Here is a 20,473-nt window from a genome sequence, read left to right as displayed (position 1 = left end):
GGAGCACCACTATGCCAAAAACCATTATTACCCCGCCGGGCACCGGCAAACCGCTGGCTCCTTTCGTGCCCGGCACCCTGGCCGATGGCGTGGTTTACGTCTCGGGCACGCTGGCATTCGATAAAGACAATAACGTGGTACACGTCGGTGACGCGGCGGCGCAAACCCGTCACGTGCTGGAGACCATCAAAAGCGTGATTGAAACTGCCGGTGGCAACATGGACGACGTGACCTTTAACTCGATATTCCTCACCGACTGGCAAAACTATGCCGCCATCAATCAGGTGTATGCCGAGTATTTCCCCGGCGACAAACCGGCACGCTACTGCATTCAATGCGGATTGGTAAAGCCGGACGCCCTGATTGAAATTGCCACCGTGGCCCATCTGGGCCGCTGAGTCATTATCCGCTGAGGACTGAGCATGTATTTTGAGATTTTGGGAAAAGACACGCCGTTGGCACCCACGCTGGTGTTATCTGCCGGTTTGGGTGGCGCAGGCAGTTTTTGGCAACCACAGATTAACGCACTAAGTGAGCATTTCCGGGTGGTGGTTTACGACCACTTCGGTACCGCACACAGCAAAGGCAGCGTGCCGGACGGCTACAGCATGGCCGATATGGCCGATGAAGTGGCGCAGTTGCTGCGCTCACTTAATGTAGAACGCTGTTACTTTGTCGGCCATGCACTCGGCGGCATGATTGGCCTGCAACTGGCGCTCACGTATCCGCAACTGGTCGAAAAGCTGGTGGTGGTTAACGGCTGGTCGGCGCTGGACAGCCAGACCCAGCGCTGCTTTAAAGTACGTCAGGATCTGCTGCTCAACAGCGGCGTGGAAGCCTACGTGCGTGCCCAACCGCTGTTCCTGTTCCCCGCCGACTGGCTGTCGCAGCACCAGAGTTTGCTGGATGAAGAGTTGCAGCATCAGACCGCACATTTTCAGGGTACCGAAAACCTGCTGCGCCGCCTGCATGCCTTGATGAACACCGATTTCCGTCCACATTTGGCGGACATCACCACGCCGACCCTGGCGCTGTGCTCCCGCGACGATTTGCTGGTGCCCTACCACTGCTCGCATCAATTGGCGGCCAGCCTGCCGAACGGCGAACTGGCAGAGATGGCCTACGGGGGTCATGCCATGAGCGTGACCAACTCCGAGCACTTTAACCGCATCCTGCTGGGTTGGCTGTTGAAAACACAAAACGCCAAAACCGGCCTGGTACCCTAACCCCGGAGACACACCATGCAAAGCCAGACACTGCTCGCCGACACACCACTACAGCCGCCATATGTAGAAAAACAGGATTTCCGCGACGCCATGGCACGCCTGGGTTCGGCGGTCAATATCATCACTACCGATGGTCCTGCCGGCCGGGCCGGTTTTACCGCTTCGGCAGTCTGCAGCGTCACCGACACGCCACCAACCTTGTTGGTGTGTCTTAACCGCTCCGCATCGGTCTATTCGGTGTTCAAGCAAAATCAGACGCTGTGCGTCAATACGCTGGCGGCGGAGCATGAGTCGCTGTCGAATCTGTTCGGCGGTAAAACCCCGATGGACCTGCGTTTCTCCGCAGCACGCTGGTCTACGCTGGCGACCGGCGCCCCCATTTTGCACGGGGCGGTGGTCTCGTTCGACTGCCAGATCAGCCAGATTGTCAGCGTCGGCACCCACGACATTTTGTTCTGCCAGGCAGTGGCGCTAACGCGTAATGACGACAGCCACGGTCTGGCCTATTTCGACCGGCGCTACCACTCGCTGTTGAAACAATGATCGGCGCATACCCGCTCAAACACATTCACCTGCATCCTGAAATTTTGGAGATAACGATGGCGAATACCTGGTTTCCCCAATGGCGCATGAAACAAGGCAGTCTGGACGGTTCGATTGTCGCGCCCGATGAACGGCTTTCGCTGGCGCAAACGCTGGTGATGGGGTTGCAACATGCGGTGGCGATGTTTGGTGCCACGGTACTGATGCCACTGCTGATGGGTTTTGACGCCAATCTGGCCATTCTGATGTCCGGCATCGGCACGCTGTTGTTTTTTCTGGTGGTTGGCGGCCGGGTACCCAGCTATCTCGGTTCCAGCGCGGCGTTTGTCGGGCTGGTGATCACTCTGACCGGCTACGGTAGCCAGGGCGCTAACCCGAATATTGCGCTGGCGCTTGGCGGCATTATCGCCTGCGGCCTGGTGTACCTGCTGATCGGCCTGGTGGTGATGAGCGTGGGGACCCGTTGGATCGAACGCCTGATGCCGCCGGTGGTGACCGGTGCGGTGGTGATGGCGATTGGCCTTAACCTGGCACCGATCGCGGTGCGCAGCGTTTCAGCTTCCAACTTTGACAGTTGGATGGCGGTCGTCACTATTTTGTGTATTGGCTCGGTCGCGGTATTCACCCGCGGAATGATACAGCGGCTGTTGATCCTGGTGGGGTTGATCGCCGCCTATTTAATCTACGTGATAGCCACCAACGGCTTTGGGCTTGGCAAACCGGTAGATTACAGCGCACTAAGCCAGGCAGCCTGGTTCGGCCTGCCACAGTTCACCACGCCGGTGTTTCACCTGCACGCCATGTTGCTGATCGCCCCGGTGGCAATCATTCTGGTGGCGGAAAACCTCGGGCATGTCAAAGCGGTGGCGGGCATGACCGGTCGCGATCTCGACCCCTATATCGGCCGTGCCTTCGTCGGGGACGGACTGGCGACTATGCTCTCCGGTTCGGTGGGCGGTACCGGGGTGACCACCTATGCCGAGAATATCGGCGTGATGTCGGTGACCAAAATTTACTCTACGCTGGTGTTTGTCGCGGCGGCGTTGGTAGCCATTGTGCTGGGGTTTTCACCGAAGTTCGGCGCGCTGATCCACACCATTCCCGGCCCGGTTTTGGGCGGTGCCTCGGTGGTGGTGTTCGGTCTGATCGCCGTCGCAGGTGCACGCATCTGGGTACAAAACAAAGTAGACCTGGGCGATAACGGCAACCTGATTATGGTTGCCGTCACCCTGGTACTGGGTGCAGGCGATTTTGCACTGACTATTGGCAACTTCACCATGGGTGGGATAGGCACGGCCACTTTCGGCGCCATTATCCTTAATGCCCTGCTGCGCCGGCGTAAAGCGCTGCCACTGGCAGACAGTGCCGTACGTTAATTAATACCCTGGCCCGGCAACGGGCCTTATTCGGCCAGCGGTGCCACTTTGCCTTTGCGGCGAATGCGCAGTTCGCTGACCAGCACCCCCAGCACGATCAGTGCGCACCCCAACAGGGCGACACCGGGCAAACGTTCGCCGGCAATACGCCCGACCAACCCGGCCCAGACCGGCTCACCGGCATAGATGACCGTGGCACGCGTAGGGGAAACGCTGCGTTGCGCCCAGTTCATCGTCACTTGAATGATGGCACTGGCGAGCCCCAGGCCAATCGCGCTGTACAACAAGTAGCTGCTATACGGCGGTACCGACTCACCGGTCGGCACCATCATCAGGAATGAGGCTACCGAGGCGGTCGCCAATTGCACCACCGTCACCCGCTTAACGTTCACTTTGCCCGCATAGGCACCGATCAAAATGATCTCGGCGGCCATGCCCAAGGTGCCAACCAATGTCAGTATCTCGCCAATGCTGAACGTCATGTCGGCACTGCTCGGCGCGGCCAGCAGCATCAGGCCGGTGAATGCCAGTAACACACCGACCCAGGCCATCACACCGGGGAAACGTCCCAGTACCAGCCACTGCAGCAGCGGCACCATTGGCACATACATGGCGGTAATAAACGCCGACTGACTGCTGCTGATGGTTTGCAGCCCCACGGTTTGCAGACCGTAACCGAACATAATGGCAACGCCGATAAATACGCCCGCTTTCAGCTCATACCAGGTCAGCCCGCGCAAACTGCGCAGGGAGAACAACATCAACACCAACGTAGCCGCAGCGAAGCGCAAGCCAACGAAAAAGAACGGCCCGCTGACCTGCATGGCAAGATGCACCGCCAAAAAGGTGCCGCCCCAGATCATGGTGATGAAAATCAGCACCGCTTCCTGTCGCTTTATCTTGGGAATGTACGTGGAAATAAAGGATTTTTTTACTGCGGACACCGGCTTGCCCTTCCTGCTGGGTGCAATATAATGCACAGATCCTGCCAGTATGAGGCAAAGCCTGCGGATGGGCAATACAGTGAACAACGGTAAACATGAAGCTCCCAAGGTACTGCAATACCTGAGCAGCAACCTGCGCGGTTATCGCCAGCAGGCGGGGCTTAGCCAGGTGGCGTTGGCAGAAAAATCCGACGTCAGCCGCCGCATGCTGGCCGGTATTGAGGCCGGTGACCGGAACGTCAGTTTGGCGGTGCTGGACAAGCTGGCCGACGCCCTGAATATCGCCTTCACCGACCTGATCCAGGCGCCTGAAGCGCGCGGCAGCCATTTGGTGGGTGAATTGGCCTGGCAAGGAGTACAACCGGCAAGCCAGGCGCTGTTCGCCGCCAGCGTGCCTGCGCGCCAGCGGGTTGAACTGTGGGAATGGACGCTGATGCCGGGCGAGCACTACGATTCGGTGCCGGATGCCGAAGGCTGGAGCGAAATTATCTACGTGATCGCCGGTAGCCTGACGCTGGTACTGGAACAACAAACCCTGACGCTGGAGGCCGGACAAACCCAGGTGTTCAACAGCGATCAGCACTATGCCTACGCCAACCGCAGCGAACTGCCATTACGTTTTATCCGCAACGTCACCTTCTAGTCGCCACGTCAGCCCGCATTTTCAGCGGGCTGTCACCCCACTGTCGTCCCCATGTCATGCTACTGTCGTGGCGGCCGAGGGTGGCAGCCCCTACACTTGAGCTCAGTGAACGTTCATTTTGGAGAACAGCATGCAAACCTACCGCATCAGGCAATTGCGACTTGAAAAGGGCTGGTCACAAGAGCAATTGGCCACCATTGCCGGCCTCAGTACCCGCACGGTTCAACGTATTGAAAATGGCGAGCAGGCCAGTCTGGAAACCTTGACCGCCATTGCCGCCGCTCTGGGACTACAGGTCAGCGATCTTTATCAGCCGACGCAGCAGGAAAACCGTGAGAACAACAATCAGGCCGAACAGGCCATTCGCCGGCAGGTAGAGGCGGAAACCAAGCTGCTGAGCATGGCGGTGCGGTTTGCCTGCATCGGGCTGATGCTGTTTGCCATTAACTGGTTTACTCATCCGCAATATCTGTGGTCGCTGTGGGCGATTGGCGGTATGTGCATCGCGATTGTCATGCGTGCCACACGTACCCTGCTGTTGCGTGATGTCTTCAGTCGCTGGCAACAGCAACGCCTGGCAGAAAAACTCAAACGCATGCCATAAGTTGCAACCAGTCCGCCAACCGGGCCAGCGAGCTGCCCGGCAGGATGGCTTGCGGTGCCAGTAAACAGTAACCACTGCCGTCCGGCGAGAAGCCAAAGGGGGCACACAGCACCCCGCTGGCAACGTCGTCACGCACCTGCTGCCACGGGCCAATAGCAATACCTATCCCAGCGACCGCCGCCTGCAAACTGAAATAAAAATGGTCGAAACATTGTTCCGGCTGCCCCTCCAGCATCACGCCCTGCCCTTGTGCCCATTGCCGCCAGGCATCGGGCCGGGTGGCGGAATGCAGCAATACCGCGTCATGACTTAACTGCGGTGGACCCTCACTGACGGTGACAAAACGCCGCAGCATTTCAGGTTTGCACACGGGGCCGACCCGCTCATTGAACAACGCCACGCTGTGCAGGTTATCGCCCCAGTCAAAATCATTTCGACGAATAGCCGCACTAATGCCGTCGCGAAACGAAAATGACCCGCCCCCCGCCACCAGTTGCAAGTTGATGTCCGGATGCGCCGACTGAAATGATGGCAGACGAGGTATCAGCCAGCGCATCAACAGTGTCGGCTCGCAGGACAGCACCAGCGGCGCATCCTGCACTTGTTGCCGTAGCGTTTGCGCGGTGTGTTCCAGGATGCCGAACGCCTGTTGTGACGCCTGCAATAGCGTACGACCGGCCGCCGTCAGGTACACCCGCCGATGGCGGCGTTCAAACAATGCCACACCGAGTTCATCCTCCAGCCCCCTGACAGCACGGCTAACTGCACCGTGGGTCAGACTCAGGCTGTTCGCCGCCTGAGTAAAGCTTTCCAGACGTGCTGCGGCCTCAAAACATCTTAAGCCCCCCAACGACAGAGGGCGGTTAAATTTGCGTGAGTTATTCTCACCAATATGGTCAGTTTTCATCGTTTGTCACCGTCCGCCATTCCCCTTATAAATCAGCGACTCTCTTCTGATTTATTAACAGGATCACTATGACTGAACTCCTCGCTGTCGTCACCATCACTTTACTCGCCGTTATCAGTCCTGGGCCAGACTTCGCCATGGTGTCGCGCAACAGCCTGTTGCTCTCCCGTCGCGCCGGGGTGTTGACCGCCGTTGGCATTGGGGCCGGCGTACTAATCCACGTCAGTTATACGCTGATTGGGGTCGGTGTTTTGATCCAGCAATCGCTGTGGTTATTCACCTTGCTGAAATCCATCGGCGCCGCCTACCTGATTTATCTTGGCGTCAGCATGCTGCGCAATGCCGGTGCCAGCGAGGCGTCTTCTTCCTGCACGCCTGCTGCCGTCAGCGATATCGCCGCCTTGAAAACCGGCTTTTTGACCAATGTGCTCAATCCCAAAACCACTATTTTTATCGTCAGCCTGTTTATGCAAGTGGTTAACCCGCAAACGCCGCTCAGCGTACAGATAGGCTATGGGATGTTTATTTCTCTCGCCCATATTCTCTGGTTCACCGCTGTCGCACTGTTATTTTCCGCACCCGGTATCAATGCCCGCCTGATGCGCCTGCGCAAAGCTATCGACAGCGCCTTCGGCGGTTTGCTGATCGCCTTCGGCGCACTATTGGCAATGAGCGGAATAAAATAAACCGCAAGGATAAGTTCAGCATTCACTTCTATGCTTAGGGGGCATTTCTTTCAATCACCAGAGCGGAGAATGGAACATGGCGAAAATTTTGGTCCTTTATTACTCAATGTACGGACATATTGAAACCCTGGCGGAGGCGGTGGCCGAAGGCGCTCGCCGGGTCAGTGGCGTTGAAGTCACCCTGAAACGGGTGCCGGAAACCATACCGGCAGAAGCCTTTGCCAAAGCCGGCGGTAAACAAGATCAAAAAGCACCGGTGGCCAGCCCACAGGAATTGGCCGATTACGACGGCATTATCTTTGGCACCCCAACCCGCTTTGGCAACATGGCCGGGCAAATGCGCACCTTCCTCGATCAAACCGGCGGACTGTGGGCTTCTGGCGCGCTGTACGGCAAGGTGGGTAGCGTCTTCTCCTCCACCGGTACCGGTGGCGGGCAGGAACATACCATTACCTCCACCTGGACCACCCTGGCGCACCATGGCTTTATTATTGTGCCGATCGGTTACGCCACTCCGGAACTGTTTGACGTCTCCCAAACGCGCGGCGGCACGCCTTATGGCGCAACCACCATCGCCGGGGGGGACGGCTCACGCCAGCCGAGCCAGGAAGAACTGACCATTGCCCGCTATCAGGGCGAACACGTGGCGAAAATCACCGCCAAGCTGAAAAGTTAAGCGATAACCTTCTGTTACCTGCACTGCGGGGTCGTTGATTCCTTCGGCCCCATCTTGTTGCCAACCCGCAGCAAGGTTAAAATGCCGCTCAGCCTGCCATTCACTACCTGAACGTCACGGTCGAAATTCGTTCTGCCCGTCAATCAGCACCCTGTGCCCTGATGACGGGCGTTCTGTTTTTGCGCATAGCGAAGGGAAATAAGTCAGTGTCTAAAGATTTTGATGAACTAATAAGGGACCTGGATCTTATTATTGAAAATGTAGACAGTTTCAAGGCTATGGCCCCACGCGCCCCCGAACCACCCGCGGCGCCGCCTGCGGTTCATCACTACGATTCGTTCTGCGAGAATGTGGCGCTGAAAGTGGTGCTGAAGGTTTTGCTCTCGTCGGTGGATAAAATCGTCAAGGTACAGATTGCCAATAAGGTCGAGCAGGAAATTGCCCAGATTGAACAGCAGGTAGTCCATGCCGGTGGAGGTCCAGTGTCACCCGAGGATCTGGCGCAGATGACGCAATACGTGCGTCGCACGGTCAATAACCTGTTGGAATAATCGCCAGCACGGTTAAAAAACGTGCCAACTTTCACAGACGATATGAATTTTTACGCTTTTTTTATATCGTCTGCCTTATTCTTTATATACTTAAAGAATAAATTGACTCATTGCCGACAGGCAACCCGGGCGCAAGTATGGTCAAGAATAAGCAGATCCTGGTCGTTATTCATCTTTGCAGTTTTTTAGTTTTCCTTTACAGCCTGTCAATGATTCCCCCCCTGTTGGTGGCGTTGTTGTACAAAGAAAAAAGCGTTTTTTCTTTCTTCTATACGTTGGTCATTGCCGGTTCTCTCGGCGGTTTGGGCTGGTTTAGCACCCGTCAGGCCAAGGTGCAACTGCGCACGCAGGACGGTTTTTTAATCATTGTGCTGTTCTGGCTGCTGTTTTCGATGGTCAGCGCCCTGCCGTTATGGATGGACGACACGCTAAACATCAGCCTGACTGACGCGATGTTCGAGGGCGTATCCGGCATCACCACTACCGGCGCTTCGGTGCTCAATGATGTCTCCGGCCTGCCCAAATCTTTCCTCTATTACCGCTCCCAGCTCAATTTTATCGGCGGCCTCGGTGTCATTGTATTGGCCGTCGCGGTACTGCCCTTGCTCGGCATCGGTGGTGCCAAGCTTTATCAATCGGAAATGCCCGGACCGTTCAAAGAAGAACGCCTGACCCCACGGCTGGCCGACACCTCGAAAAACCTGTGGCTGATTTATCTCGGCCTGGGACTGGCCTGTACGGTGGCCTTCCGCATTGCGGGCATGCCGTGGTTTGATGCCCTCTGCCATGGGATTTCCACCGTTTCGCTCGGCGGGTTTTCCACCCGCAATGAGAGCCTGGGTTATTACGATAGCTCGGCGGTGGAAATGGTCGGCGGGATCTTCTCTATTCTGGCGGCGGTGAACTTCACTTTGTATTTCGTCGTCGTTGGACGACGCAGCCTGAAGCCGCTGTTTAACAACCCGGAGCTGCGCTTTTTCCTGCTGGTGCTGTCGATTATCGTGGCGATTGTTTGCTTCGAACTGTACCGTTCTGGCATGTACGGGGCCAAAGACTCCTTCGTACACGGTTTTTTCCTCACCAGTTCCATGATGACCGACAATGGGCTGGCCACCGCTGACTATGCCAAAATGCCCTCTCACACCATTATGCTGCTGTTGGCGGCGAGCTTTTTCGGGGGTTGTGTCGGTTCGACCTGTGGCGGTATCAAGGCACTGCGTTTTCTGATCATGTACAAGCAGAGTCGGCATGAGATTAACCAACTGGTTCATCCCAACGCCATTTTCACCATCAAGGTTGGCAACGCGCCGATTCAGGATCGCGTGTTGCGTTCGGTCTGGAGCTTCTTCTTTCTGTATGTCTTCTTCAGCTGTTTCTTCGTCTGGGTGCTGAACCTGATGGGCTATGACCTGGTCACCTCCTTCGCGACCGTCGCCGCCTGTATCAATAATATGGGATTGGGCTTTGGCGAAACCGCCGCCGGGTTCGGTACACTCAGCGATGCGGCCAAATGGCTGATGTGCTCGGCGATGCTGCTTGGCCGTCTTGAGATTTACCCTATGCTGATTTTGTGCTCACGCGCTTTTTGGCGTTTTTGATATCTTCGCGGCCCTGTCACCGTGTAGCCTGTTTTTCCTCAACTTTGCTGTACCAACGCTGACACATTCGTAACGTGAATGTGTTGCATTGTTGTATTCGTTTCATTGCGATAAGTTATTTTTACTGTAAATACATACAGCATTGTTTTAACTTATTGAGGATATGAATATGCGTTTTAACAAGATGTTAGCTCTGGCCGCCCTGCTGTTTGCCGCTCAGGCCTCCGCCGAGACGCTGGAGTCCATCGACAACTGTGCGGTCGGTTGCCCAACCGGCGGCAGCAGCAATGTGTCGATCGTTCGCCACGCCTATACGCTGAACAACAACAGCACCACCAAGTTCGCCAACTGGGTGGCTTATCACATCACCAAGGACACGCCAGCCAGTGGCAAAACGCGCAACTGGAAGACCGATCCGGCGCTGAACCCAGCGGATACGCTGATCCCGGCGGATTACACCGGTGCCAACGCAGCGCTGAAGGTCGACCGTGGGCATCAGGCACCGTTGGCCTCGCTGGCCGGCGTTTCTGACTGGGAATCGCTGAACTACCTTTCCAACATCACCCCGCAGATGGCCGACCTGAATCAGGGTTCCTGGGCACGGTTGGAAGATCAGGAACGCAAGCTGATTGACCGGGCAGACATCAGTTCGGTGTATACCGTGACCGGTCCGCTGTATGAGCGCAATATGGGTAAACTGCCGGGCACCCAAAAAGCGCATACCATTCCCAGCGCTTACTGGAAGGTGATTTTTATCAATAACAGCCCGGAAGTGAATCACTATGCGGCGTTTCTGTTTGATCAAAACACTCCAAAAAACGCCGATTTCTGTCAGTACCGCGTTACAGTTAACGAAATTGAGAAGCGCACTGGGCTGATTATCTGGGCGGGCCTGCCGGAAGACGTGCAGGCGTCGCTGAAGGCCAAACCGGGCGTGCTGCCGGAACTGATGGGTTGCAAGAGCTAATTCCCCCGAAACCCGCTGCGGCGGGTTTTTTATTCTTTACGTGCTGTTTTGTCAGGATACCTAAGCAAGTTTATTGCCGGAAAGTTATCGCCAAGTTAATATCCCGCCAAATTATTAGAAATAAAACCATAAGCAATGGAGTTATTCCATTGTTGACTATTTTTTATCCCTCTTTACCCGCTCCCTTTTGCCTTATTCGGCACTAACACCTGTTGTGAGAAAAACACATGGAAAATTTGTTATCAGACGATGGTGGGCTCCCAGCCAAAAATGGAACCGGTTTCAGTCGACGCGAAGTGCTGCTGGGACTGGCCTCAACCCTGCTGGCAAGCTCGCTGCTCAGTTATCCTTTCCTCAGTCTGGCTGAACAGCGGACCGCCTCGGCCAATCCGCTGCAATTTGCACGATTCTTCAAAATCTCCCAGACGTTGACGGAACATGACGATATCGATCAGGGGATGTCGGCACGTATTTTTACGGCTCTGCATAACCACAATGCCCAATTCGCTACACAGGTTGAGCAACTCGGTGGCCTGCTGCAACCGGGACAGAGTGCCCAGCAGTTGCAACAACAGGCCATTCAGGCCGGCTTGCAGGATGTGGTCACCGCGATCATTACCGCCTGGTATACCGGCACCGTCGGCCATGGCCAAACGGCACAGCTGATCGCCTACAAAGACGCGTTGATGTATCGCCCCGCCAGCGACGCGCTAATCGTACCCACCTACTGCGGCAATGGACCGCTGTGGTGGACCGCCGCCCCGCCTGCCGTCAATGTTTCCCTGTGATCTGAGAGCTTCCTGATGAAAAAACCTGTATTTACCGCCGATGGCAACGCATCGGCCGATATTGTGATCGTGGGCTCCGGCATCGTCGGCGGCATGATGGCCGATCAATTGGTCAGCCAGGGTTATTCTGTTCTGGTGCTGGAAGCGGGCCTGCGCATCGAGCGCGGCCAGGCGGTGGAAAACTGGCGCAATATGCCTTTTGACAACCGTGCCGGTTCAGATTACCAGGGGCTTTATCCCCAATCTGAATTCGCCACCGCACCGCTCTATTTCCCGGAAAACAACTATGTGGCGCTAAGCGGCCCGAGCGCCGGCAGTTTCAAGCAGGGTTATCTGCGTACCGTCGGCGGCACCACCTGGCACTGGGCCGCCTCCTGCTGGCGCCACCTGCCCAGTGATTTTCAAATGAAAACCCTGTACGGCGTCGGCCGCGACTGGCCGATTTCCTATGACGAGCTGGAACCTTACTATTGCCGGGCCGAAGAAGAAATTGGCGTGGCCGGCCCTAACGATCCACAGCAGCAGTCTCCGGTTGAACGCAGCAAGCCCTACCCGATGGATATGGTGCCCTGGGCCCACGGCGACATCCGCTTTGCCGAGGTGGTTAACCCGCATGGTTATCGCTCGGTCCCTATTCCACAGGGGCGCAGCATCCACCCGTGGAAAGGCCGTCCGACCTGCTGTGGTAACAACAACTGCCAACCCATTTGCCCGATAGGTGCCATGTACAACGGCATTCATCATATTGAACGTGCCGAAATGAAAGGTGCGGTGGTGCTGGCAGAAGCGGTGGTCTACAAGATTGACACCGATGAGCAAAATCAGGTGACGGCAGTCCATTGGCTGGACAACAAAAAGCAGTCACACCAGGCCACGGCCAAGGCTTTTGCTTTAGCCTGTAACGGCATAGAAACCCCCCGCCTGTTGTTGATGGCCGCCAATGAGCGCAATCCGAACGGCATCGCCAACGCTTCCGATCAGGTGGGCCGCAACATGATGGACCATTCAGGTTTTCACTGCACTTTCCTGGCGAAAGAACCTCTGTGGCTGGGCCGTGGTCCGGCGCAAAGCAGCTGTCTGGTTGGCCCGCGTGACGGTGAGTTTCGTAAGGACTACTCGGCCAACAAAATGATCCTCAACAATATCAACCGGGTGGTGCCTGCTACCCAGAAAGCGTTGGAAAAAGGCCTGGTCGGCAAAGAGTTGGACGCCGAAATCCGTCGGCGCGCCGCCTATGGCGTCGATTTATCCATCAGTCTGGAACCGTTACCAGACCCCAACAATCGCCTGACCCTGAGTAAAACCCGTAAAGATGCTCATGGCCTGCCTTGCCCGGACATCCACTACGACGTCGGCGACTACGTGCGTAAAGGCGCAGAGGCCGCACATAAACAGCTGGAGCACATCGGCCAACTGTTTGATGCCGATGAATTCAACATCACCACCAGCCTGAACGCCAATAACCATATTATGGGCGGCACCATCATGGGTAGCAGCCCCAAAGACTCGGTGGTCGACGGCAATTGCCGTGCTCATGACCACGCCAACCTTTGGTTGCCGGGCGGCGGTGCCATTCCCTCCGCCAGCGTAGTGAACAGTACCCTGACCATGGCCGCATTGGGTATCAAGGCCGCCGATGACATTGCGCGCCAGCTGGCGGTGAAATCATGAAAAAACAGCTAAGACTGACGCTGTTGTCGCTGCTGTTACTCGGCGGTAGTGCCGCACAGGCGGCAGACGATAGCGATTTGAACGGCGCGGCATTGATTAAAAAAGGCGAACAGCTTGCCATTGCCGCCGACTGCCAGGCATGCCATACCAAACCCGAGGGAGGTACGCCGTTTGCCGGTGGCTACGGTATCAGCTCACCCATGGGGGTGATTTACGCCACCAATATCACTCCGTCCAGCACCGAGGGCATTGGCAGCTATAGCGAAGAGCAGTTTTCCCGTGCGGTCAGGGACGGCATCCGTGCCGATGGCACCCACCTCTACCCTGCTATGCCCTACACCTCTTACACCCGCTTGAGCGACGAGGACATCAAGGCGCTGTATGCCTATTTCATGCACGGCGTGAAAGCTGTCGATCAGAAGAATACGCTGACCGACCTGCCGTTCCCGTTCAATCTGCGCTTTAGTATGGCCGCCTGGAACCTGCTGTTTCTGAAAGAGGGCCGCTTTGCGCCTGACGCCAGCAAGAGCGAACAATGGAACCGAGGGGCTTATCTGGTCAATGGTCCTGGGCACTGCGATACCTGCCACACCCCACGTAACCTGCTGATGGCGGAAGACAATAGTCAGGCACTGGCGGGCGGTATGGTCGGCAGTTGGTATGCGCCCAACATCACTTCAGACCCGGTTAGCGGCATCGGCGGCTGGAGCCAGCAGCAATTGGTGCAGTATTTGAAAACCGGCCAGGTGACCGGCAAAAACCAGGCAGCAGGCGGCATGGCAGAGGCTATCGAAAACAGCCTGCAGTATTTTTCCGATGAGGACTTATCGTCCATCGCCGTTTATCTGAAAAGTACTACTCCCATCAGGGACGTCAATGATAGCCAGGCGGCCGACAGCTATGGCAAGCCATCGAGCGTTGAACCTCAGTTGCGTGGTTTGCACCCTGCCAATGCCAATAACACCCTGACCGACGGTGCCGCACTGTTCAGCGGTAATTGCGCCAGTTGTCACCAGCCGGACGGCAGCGGCAGCAAAAACCAGGCTTATCCTTCGCTGTTCAATAATACCGCCACCGGTGCCAGTAACCCGGCTAACCTGATCTCGGCGATACTGTTCGGCGTTGAACGAAGGGTTGGCGATACCCATGTGCTGATGCCGAACTTTGGCCCGCAGTCGTATGTAAATCCGTTGAACGACCAGCAGATCGCGGCTATCAGCAATTATGTTTTGCAGCAGTATGGCAATCCGGCGGTTAAGGTCAGTGCCGTGGACGTCGCCGTATTGCGCCAAGGCGGCCCGATACCGTTGCTGGCCCGCCTGCAACCTTATATGGCCCCGGCTATTGGCATTGCGGTCCTGATGTTGATCATATTGGCGTGGCTGTTGGGGAGAAAACGACGTTAAATAAGCGGACTGCAGGCTGGGGAGCTACCCCTGGCCTGCAAGCGTAGCCGCAAGTCGCACAGGGATAGTTCTGCATCATCCCGAGGGATTGAGCGTGGGAGGCTTTTACTGGGTTTGATTTTCCACACGGGTGATGCCGTGTTTTTTCATGACTTCTTCCATGGTCAGATTGTCATCATCCGGCGTTTCATCAATGACAACATCTTGCGGACGAACATAAGGTTTGGTTGCACGCTTGAACATCCACCACCAAACGAAAACCAGAAATGCACCGGACTTCAGAAAGATCATGGTCCACAACGCTATTTGATACCAGGTCATCTCTATCTCCATGAAAGAGTTAAGCGCGATCGCGTGGGCCTATTTTACCCTGTGCATTGCCCCGATCAAGCGACAACGACGTATCCCCTGGCTCAGGGCCGCTGTTATAGCCGTTTCTATCGTGAACTGCTCTACCTCACCGCGACCCATACTTTGTCTTTTCCCTATTCACATCAAAGACTCTGTTTGTCCGCTGCGCATCTTGCCGATATGACCGTCCAGTTTTTCCTTCGAAAAGAGTCAATTACTCTTTCGCGCAAGCGTGGTTTCCATATAGCTAAAACATCTAACAAAATCGTTTAAAATAGCCATTTCAACCAAAAAATGTCATTGGCAGCGTTTTTTCGCTATACTCACCGGGTTAGATTTCTCGGGCAGCCTGTCTCGCCCACTTTTTATGGAGCTGTTTTAACGGATTAACCCCCATTTCCTAACGGACTAGCTAGAAGGTATTCTATGAGCCAAAACGACACTGAAACCGTGGCACGTCGTAGCCATATCAATCCTCCGGTATTTTTTATCTCTGCCGCTTTAATCATCGTCCTGGTGGCCTTTGCCACTCTGTATCCTGAATTGGCCGATCGCAAATTCAAAGCGTTGCAACAGGGTATTTTCACTAACGCCAGTTGGTTTTACATTCTGGCAGTCGCCCTGATCCTGATGAGCGTGACCTATCTGGGCTTGTCGCGTTACGGCAATATCAAGCTCGGGCCGGATCACGCCCAGCCAGACTTTAGCTACGTTTCGTGGTTCGCCATGCTGTTTTCCGCCGGGATGGGCATTGGCCTGATGTTCTTTGGCGTTGCCGAACCCGTAATGCATTACCTTTCCCCTCCAGTCGGCACGCCGGAAACAGTGGAAGCGGCTAAACAAGCCATGCGTCTAACCTTCTTCCACTGGGGCCTGCATGCCTGGGCGATTTACGCCATCGTGGCGCTGATTCTGGCCTTCTTCAGCTATCGCCACGGCCTGCCGTTGACGCTGCGTTCCGCGTTGTACCCAATTATCGGCGATCGCATCTATGGGCCGATTGGCCACGCGGTAGATATTTTTGCGGTGATAGGTACTGTGTTCGGTGTCGCAACCTCGCTGGGCTACGGCGTGTTGCAGGTTAATGCCGGCCTTAACCACCTGTTTGGTTTGCCGATCAACACAACGGTGCAGGTGGTTCTGATCGTGGTGATCACCGGATTGGCTACGCTGTCAGTGGTTTCCGGATTGGATAAAGGCATCCGCATTCTGTCCGAATTGAACCTCGGCCTGGCGGTGTTGCTGCTGGTGTTGGTGGCTGCGCTCGGCCCGACCGTGCTGTTGTTAAAATCCTTTGTCGAAAATACCGGCGGTTATCTCTCTGACATCGTCAGCAAGACTTTTAACCTGTATGCCTATGAGCCGAAATCCAGTAACTGGCTTGGCGGTTGGACCCTGCTGTATTGGGGCTGGTGGTTGTCATGGTCGCCTTTCGTCGGCATGTTTATCGCCCGTGTTTCACGCGGACGTACCATCCGCGAATTCGTTACCGGCGTACTGTTCGTTCCGGCAGGCTTTACGCTATTGTGGATGACCGTATTCGGCAACAGCGCCATTAACCTGATCATGGTCGACGGCGCGCGCGATTTGGCCAATACCGTGCAAAACGACGTAGCGCTGGCATTGTTCAACTTCCTGGAACACTTCCCGTTCTCCAGTATTCTGTCATTTATCGCCATGGCGATGGTGGTGGTGTTCTTTGTTACCTCGGCAGACTCCGGGGCGATGGTGGTCGATACGCTGGCTTCTGGCGGTTCCGATCAAACCCCGGTCTGGCAACGAATTTTCTGGGCCGGCATGATGGGCCTGGTCGCCATTGCCTTGCTGCTCGCCGGTGGGCTGAGCGCGCTGCAAACCGTGACCATCGCCAGTGCCCTGCCGTTCTCGATGATCTTGCTGGTGTCTATCTACGGGCTGTTAAAAGCCTTGCGTATCGACGCCTATAAGCGTGACAGCCAGGTGATGACCACTATTGCACCGACGGCCGCACGCAACCCGATCTCATGGCAACGACGCTTACGCAATATCGCCTACTTCCCGAAACGTTCTCAGGTAAAACGGTTTGTTAGTGAGGTGGTTCAGCCAGCCATGGCACTGGTGGAGGCTGAGTTAGCCAAGCAAAACACCACTTCCTCGATTGACGATTCGCAGGACGATCGCATCCGTTTCGAAGTCGATTTGGGTGAAGACCTGAACTTTGTCTATGAGGTGCGTTTGCGTGCTTACATTCAACCGGCTTTTGCTCTGGCCGGATTGAAAGACGAGGAGCGTGATGAGGAACATAAATACTATCGGGGTGAAGTACACCTGAAAGAAGGCGGCCAGGACTACGATGTGATGGGCTGGACGCAAGAACAGGTCATTCACGATATTCTCGACCAGTACGAGAAACACCTGCACTTTCTGCATTTGGTTCGCTAGTTCCCTTCGCTACTCTGCCGCCCCATCCGGGGCGGTTTTTTTTAGGCTTGGTCAAGCCATTTTCCGCACATAACAAAAAACCCCGCGCTCATAAGAGCACGGGGTCATAATTTATGGCGGAGGAGCAGAGATTCGAACTCTGGAACGGTTTCCCGTCGACGGTTTTCAAGACCGTTGCCTTCAGCCACTCGGCCACCCCTCCGCAACGAGCCGAACTATAAACATAGCCGATCCGCTTGTAAAGCCTCTAACTGTTCAACCGCGCGAAAAAACAGCACTTGGCGAGTAAGCGTTGAATAAAGCGCCAACTCCGGCTCCAGGTTGCAACAATGATAACTAAGGGTAAAGATTGGTAAACAAACTTTAATCAAACGCTTGCGCTGCCTATCATCGTCACTAATTTTGTGATGACCTGACTAAGAGAGATCATTATGGACCGCATTGTCGTCTCATCCTCCTCACGCGACTCGTTACTGAGTACGCATAAGGTTCTGCGTAACACTTACTTCCTGCTTTCTTTGACGCTGGCATTCTCGGCACTTACCGCTACCGCCAGCACCATGCTGGGGCTGCCGGCACCGGGCCTGTTGCTGATGTTGGTCGGTTTCTACGGGCTGATGTTCCTGACCCATAAATTGGCGAATAGCCCAGCCGGTATTCTGGCGGCCTTCGCACTGACCGGTTTTATGGGCTACGCCCTGGGGCCAATCCTCAGTTCGTTCATTAATACCGGCGCCGGTGACCTGATCATGCTGGCCCTGGGCGGTACCGCAGTGGTGTTCTTCTGCTGTTCAGCCTATGTGCTGACCACCCGCAAAGATATGTCGTTCCTGTCCGGAATGATGATGGCCGGTTTTGTGGTGCTGCTGGTTGCCGTCATCGCCAACCTGTTCCTGCAGATCCCTGCCCTGCATCTGGCCATTAGCGCGCTGTTTATTCTGTTCTCCGCCGGTGCCATCCTGTGGGAAACCAGCAACATTATCCACGGCGGCGAAACCAACTACATCCGCGCTACCGTTAGCCTGTATGTATCGCTGTACAACATGTTCATCAGCCTGTTGAGCATTCTGGGCTTCGCGCGCAGCAACTGATTTAACACCTGAGAATTACCCCAAGCCCCGCTTCAGCGGGGCTTTGTTTTTGCAGCGACAAAAGTTTGCTAAACTGACCGCCGTTCTGAATTACCCATTACCGAGGCAGTATGTTGGAGTATCAAGGTCAGGTCATTGAAACTGACGCACAGGGTTACCTGAAAAACAGCGCCGATTGGCATGAGGCCCTGGCCCCCCTGCTGGCCGCACAGGAAGAGATAACGCTGACCGAAGCGCATTGGGAAGTGGTGCGTTTCGTGCGCGGCTTTTATCTGGAATTTAATACTTCACCGGCGATCCGCATGCTGGTCAAAGCCATGGCGCAGAAGTACGGCGAAGAGAAAGGCAACAGCCGTTATCTCTACCGTTTATTCCCCAAAGGCCCGGCCAAGCAGGCAACCAAGATAGCCGGCCTGCCAAAACCGGTAAAATGTATCTGAAACGCTAGTAGCGAATGCTGAAGCCCTGATAATCAGCCGTGCCTCGCGGCTCCACCAGCACGCGATCGACCCGGGCACTGCGCGGGCCGCCATTTTTCAGCCATTCCACCAGCTTGTCCACCTGCGGTTGTTCGCCGCAGGCCAGTACTTCAACGCTGCCGTCATCAAGATTTCGCGCGTAGCCGCTTAACCCCAATGCCGTCGCCTGATGCTGAGTGTTGTAACGAAACCCCACCCCTTGCACTACGCCATAGACATACGCAGCAATGCAAACTTGTGTCATAATCGGCTCCTTATCGACTTTCGTTTATGGTATTGCCTGTGCGTCTGCACGGCGATGTCACTCATTTTATCTAGCTGGCAGCATTCTTAATTATGACCGTACGCCTGTTTCTCGCCAAAGGACGTGAAAAGTCCTTACTCCGTCGCCACCCATGGGTGTTCTCCGGCGCTGTTCAACGTGTTGAAGGTAAAGCCCATTCTGGCGAAACCATCGATATTCACGACGCCCAGGGCAAATGGCTGGCACGCGGTGCCTACTCACCGGAGTCGCAAATCCGCGCCCGCGTCTGGACCTTCCAGCCGGACGAAGAGATTAACATCGAATTCTTCATCCGCCGTTTACAACAGGCACAAAGCTGGCGTGATTGGGTTGCCAAACGCGATGGGCTGGACGGTTACCGCCTGATCGCCGGCGAATCCGACGGTATGCCGGGCATCACCATCGATCGCTTCCAGAACTTCCTGGTGTTGCAGTTGTTGTCCGCCGGGGCCGAATATCAACGTGCCGCGTTGATTACCGCTTTGCAGCATTGTTACCCGGAATGTGCCATTTACGACCGCTCCGACGTAGCAGTACGCAAGAAAGAAGGCTTGCCGTTAGCCCAGGGCCAGGTTGTGGGCGATCTGCCCCCTGCTTTGCTGCCTATCACCGAACATGGCATGAAGCTGCTGGTGGATATTCAGCAAGGCCATAAGACCGGTTTTTACCTCGACCAGCGCGACAGCCGTCTGGCCGCACGTAACTATTCCGTCGGCCGCCGCGTGCTTAACTGCTTCTCCTATACCGGTGCCTTCGCCGTATCAGCCCTGATGGGCGGTTGTACTCAAGTGATCAGCGTTGATACATCGCAAGCTGCGCTTGATATTGCCAAACAGAATGTCGAGCTGAACCAGTTAGACCTGAGCAAAGCCGAATTTGTCCGCGATGACGTGTTCCAACTGTTACGCGCTTATCGCACCCAGGGGGAAAAATTCGACCTGATCATTATGGATCCGCCGAAGTTCGTCGAAAACAAGAACCAACTGGCCGGTGCTTGCCGCGGTTACAAAGATATCAACATGTTGGCGCTGCAGTTGCTGAACCCAGGCGGCATTTTGCTTAGCTTCTCTTGTTCCGGTCTGATGCCAACCGATTTATTCCAGAAAATTTTAGCCGATGCCGCTGTAGATGCCGGGCGTGATGTACAATTTATAGAGCAGTATCGTCAGGCTGCCGATCACCCGGTTATCGCGACCTATCCTGAAGGGCTGTATTTGAAAGGGTTTGCGTGTCGGGTGATGTAACTTGAAATACGCTGTTTT

22 protein-coding genes and 1 tRNA gene are annotated in these 20,473 nt (G+C 55.5%); 18 read left to right on the top strand and 5 right to left on the bottom strand.

Going from position 1 to position 20,473, the window contains the following annotated elements; translation table 11 throughout:
* Positions 1–11: 11 nt before the first annotated feature.
* Genes rutC through rutG form a run of 4 tightly spaced genes read left to right on the top strand, consistent with a single transcriptional unit; the run spans position 12 to position 3,145 of the window.
* Positions 12–398 carry a pyrimidine utilization protein C gene (gene rutC / locus E5C26_RS09110; RefSeq protein WP_135316008.1) on the top strand — a complete coding sequence of 129 codons (387 nt, stop codon included), beginning with the start codon at positions 12–14 and terminating at the stop codon, positions 396–398.
* A gap of 24 nt (positions 399–422) precedes the next feature.
* A complete protein-coding gene (gene rutD, locus E5C26_RS09105) occupies positions 423–1,226 on the top strand; it encodes a pyrimidine utilization protein D (protein WP_135316007.1) in 804 nt (267 codons plus the stop codon).
* A 15-nt stretch (positions 1,227–1,241) separates the two neighbouring features.
* On the top strand, positions 1,242–1,769 hold the full coding sequence (gene rutF / locus E5C26_RS09100; RefSeq protein WP_135316006.1) for an NADH-dependent FMN reductase RutF: 528 nt from the start codon (positions 1,242–1,244) through the stop codon (positions 1,767–1,769).
* 56 nt (positions 1,770–1,825) lie between these two features.
* Entirely contained in the window at positions 1,826–3,145 is a 1,320-nt protein-coding gene (gene rutG, locus E5C26_RS09095; protein ID WP_135316005.1) for a pyrimidine utilization transport protein G, read from the top strand.
* Positions 3,146–3,171: 26 nt separating this feature from the next.
* Here the strand turns inward: rutG and E5C26_RS09090 are convergent, their stop codons facing one another.
* Positions 3,172–4,089 (bottom strand): DMT family transporter, encoded by a 918-nt coding sequence (locus E5C26_RS09090; RefSeq protein WP_135316004.1) that lies wholly within the window; start codon positions 4,087–4,089, stop codon positions 3,172–3,174.
* Positions 4,090–4,156: 67 nt separating this feature from the next.
* Here E5C26_RS09090 and E5C26_RS09085 point away from each other — a divergent pair, with 67 nt between their 5' ends.
* On the top strand, positions 4,157–4,732 hold the full coding sequence (locus tag E5C26_RS09085; protein WP_135316003.1) for a helix-turn-helix domain-containing protein: 576 nt from the start codon (positions 4,157–4,159) through the stop codon (positions 4,730–4,732).
* Positions 4,733–4,862: 130 nt separating this feature from the next.
* A complete protein-coding gene (locus E5C26_RS09080; RefSeq protein ID WP_135316002.1) occupies positions 4,863–5,336 on the top strand; it encodes a helix-turn-helix domain-containing protein in 474 nt (157 codons plus the stop codon).
* On the opposite strand, the gene E5C26_RS09075 is transcribed toward E5C26_RS09080, so the two are convergent.
* Entirely contained in the window at positions 5,320–6,243 is a 924-nt protein-coding gene (locus E5C26_RS09075) for a LysR family transcriptional regulator (protein WP_135316001.1), read from the bottom strand. The genes E5C26_RS09080 and E5C26_RS09075 overlap by 17 nt on opposite strands.
* A gap of 68 nt (positions 6,244–6,311) precedes the next feature.
* Here E5C26_RS09075 and E5C26_RS09070 point away from each other — a divergent pair, with 68 nt between their 5' ends.
* From E5C26_RS09070 to E5C26_RS09035, 8 genes are all read left to right on the top strand, one after another.
* Entirely contained in the window at positions 6,312–6,929 is a 618-nt protein-coding gene (locus tag E5C26_RS09070; protein WP_135316000.1) for a LysE family transporter, read from the top strand.
* Between the two features lie 76 nt (positions 6,930–7,005).
* Positions 7,006–7,605: an NAD(P)H:quinone oxidoreductase gene (wrbA, locus tag E5C26_RS09065; RefSeq protein WP_135315999.1), complete on the top strand. Its 600-nt coding sequence runs from the start codon at positions 7,006–7,008 to the stop codon at positions 7,603–7,605.
* A gap of 239 nt (positions 7,606–7,844) precedes the next feature.
* Positions 7,845–8,156 (top strand): hypothetical protein, encoded by a 312-nt coding sequence (locus E5C26_RS09060; RefSeq protein ID WP_085116193.1) that lies wholly within the window; start codon positions 7,845–7,847, stop codon positions 8,154–8,156.
* A 137-nt stretch (positions 8,157–8,293) separates the two neighbouring features.
* The gene (locus E5C26_RS09055; RefSeq protein ID WP_135315998.1) at positions 8,294–9,754 is read left to right on the top strand and encodes a TrkH family potassium uptake protein; all 1,461 of its coding nucleotides are present in this window, start codon (positions 8,294–8,296) and stop codon (positions 9,752–9,754) included.
* A gap of 169 nt (positions 9,755–9,923) precedes the next feature.
* Positions 9,924–10,721, top strand: a complete 798-nt coding sequence (locus tag E5C26_RS09050; protein ID WP_135315997.1) for a DNA/RNA non-specific endonuclease — start codon at positions 9,924–9,926, stop codon at positions 10,719–10,721.
* A gap of 227 nt (positions 10,722–10,948) precedes the next feature.
* On the top strand, positions 10,949–11,509 hold the full coding sequence (locus E5C26_RS09045; RefSeq protein ID WP_135315996.1) for a sugar dehydrogenase complex small subunit: 561 nt from the start codon (positions 10,949–10,951) through the stop codon (positions 11,507–11,509).
* A 15-nt stretch (positions 11,510–11,524) separates the two neighbouring features.
* Positions 11,525–13,180 carry a GMC family oxidoreductase gene (locus E5C26_RS09040; RefSeq protein WP_135315995.1) on the top strand — a complete coding sequence of 552 codons (1,656 nt, stop codon included), beginning with the start codon at positions 11,525–11,527 and terminating at the stop codon, positions 13,178–13,180.
* A complete protein-coding gene (locus tag E5C26_RS09035; RefSeq protein WP_135315994.1) occupies positions 13,177–14,586 on the top strand; it encodes a cytochrome c in 1,410 nt (469 codons plus the stop codon). Before E5C26_RS09040 ends, E5C26_RS09035 begins: the two co-directional genes overlap by 4 nt.
* 105 nt (positions 14,587–14,691) lie before the next feature.
* On the opposite strand, the gene E5C26_RS09030 is transcribed toward E5C26_RS09035, so the two are convergent.
* A complete protein-coding gene (locus tag E5C26_RS09030) occupies positions 14,692–14,907 on the bottom strand; it encodes a hypothetical protein (protein WP_085116150.1) in 216 nt (71 codons plus the stop codon).
* Positions 14,908–15,363: 456 nt separating this feature from the next.
* Here E5C26_RS09030 and betT point away from each other — a divergent pair, with 456 nt between their 5' ends.
* Positions 15,364–17,358: a choline BCCT transporter BetT gene (betT, locus tag E5C26_RS09025; protein WP_135315993.1), complete on the top strand. Its 1,995-nt coding sequence runs from the start codon at positions 15,364–15,366 to the stop codon at positions 17,356–17,358.
* Positions 17,359–17,472: 114 nt separating this feature from the next.
* On the opposite strand, the gene E5C26_RS09020 is transcribed toward betT, so the two are convergent.
* A tRNA-Ser gene (locus tag E5C26_RS09020) sits at positions 17,473–17,560 on the bottom strand.
* Between the two features lie 229 nt (positions 17,561–17,789).
* Here E5C26_RS09020 and yccA point away from each other — a divergent pair.
* Positions 17,790–18,449 carry an FtsH protease modulator YccA gene (yccA, locus tag E5C26_RS09015; protein WP_004942825.1) on the top strand — a complete coding sequence of 220 codons (660 nt, stop codon included), beginning with the start codon at positions 17,790–17,792 and terminating at the stop codon, positions 18,447–18,449.
* Between the two features lie 110 nt (positions 18,450–18,559).
* Positions 18,560–18,889: a sulfurtransferase TusE gene (gene tusE / locus E5C26_RS09010; RefSeq protein WP_012006193.1), complete on the top strand. Its 330-nt coding sequence runs from the start codon at positions 18,560–18,562 to the stop codon at positions 18,887–18,889.
* 4 nt (positions 18,890–18,893) lie between these two features.
* Here tusE and yccX read toward each other — a convergent pair whose 3' ends face one another.
* Positions 18,894–19,172, bottom strand: coding sequence for an acylphosphatase (gene yccX / locus E5C26_RS09005; RefSeq protein ID WP_135315992.1), 279 nt, complete (start codon positions 19,170–19,172; stop codon positions 18,894–18,896).
* A gap of 92 nt (positions 19,173–19,264) precedes the next feature.
* Between yccX and rlmI the strand changes: the two genes are divergently transcribed.
* Positions 19,265–20,455: a 23S rRNA (cytosine(1962)-C(5))-methyltransferase RlmI gene (gene rlmI / locus E5C26_RS09000; RefSeq protein ID WP_135315991.1), complete on the top strand. Its 1,191-nt coding sequence runs from the start codon at positions 19,265–19,267 to the stop codon at positions 20,453–20,455.
* The last annotated feature ends 18 nt before the right edge of the window (positions 20,456–20,473 follow it).

The sequence above is a fragment of the Serratia proteamaculans genome (assembly GCF_004684015.1).
GTDB classification, from domain to species: Bacteria; Pseudomonadota; Gammaproteobacteria; order Enterobacterales; family Enterobacteriaceae; genus Serratia; species Serratia proteamaculans_F.
Note: the sequence above shows the minus strand (reverse complement) of the source record. Positions and strands in the feature narration are given on the sequence as shown.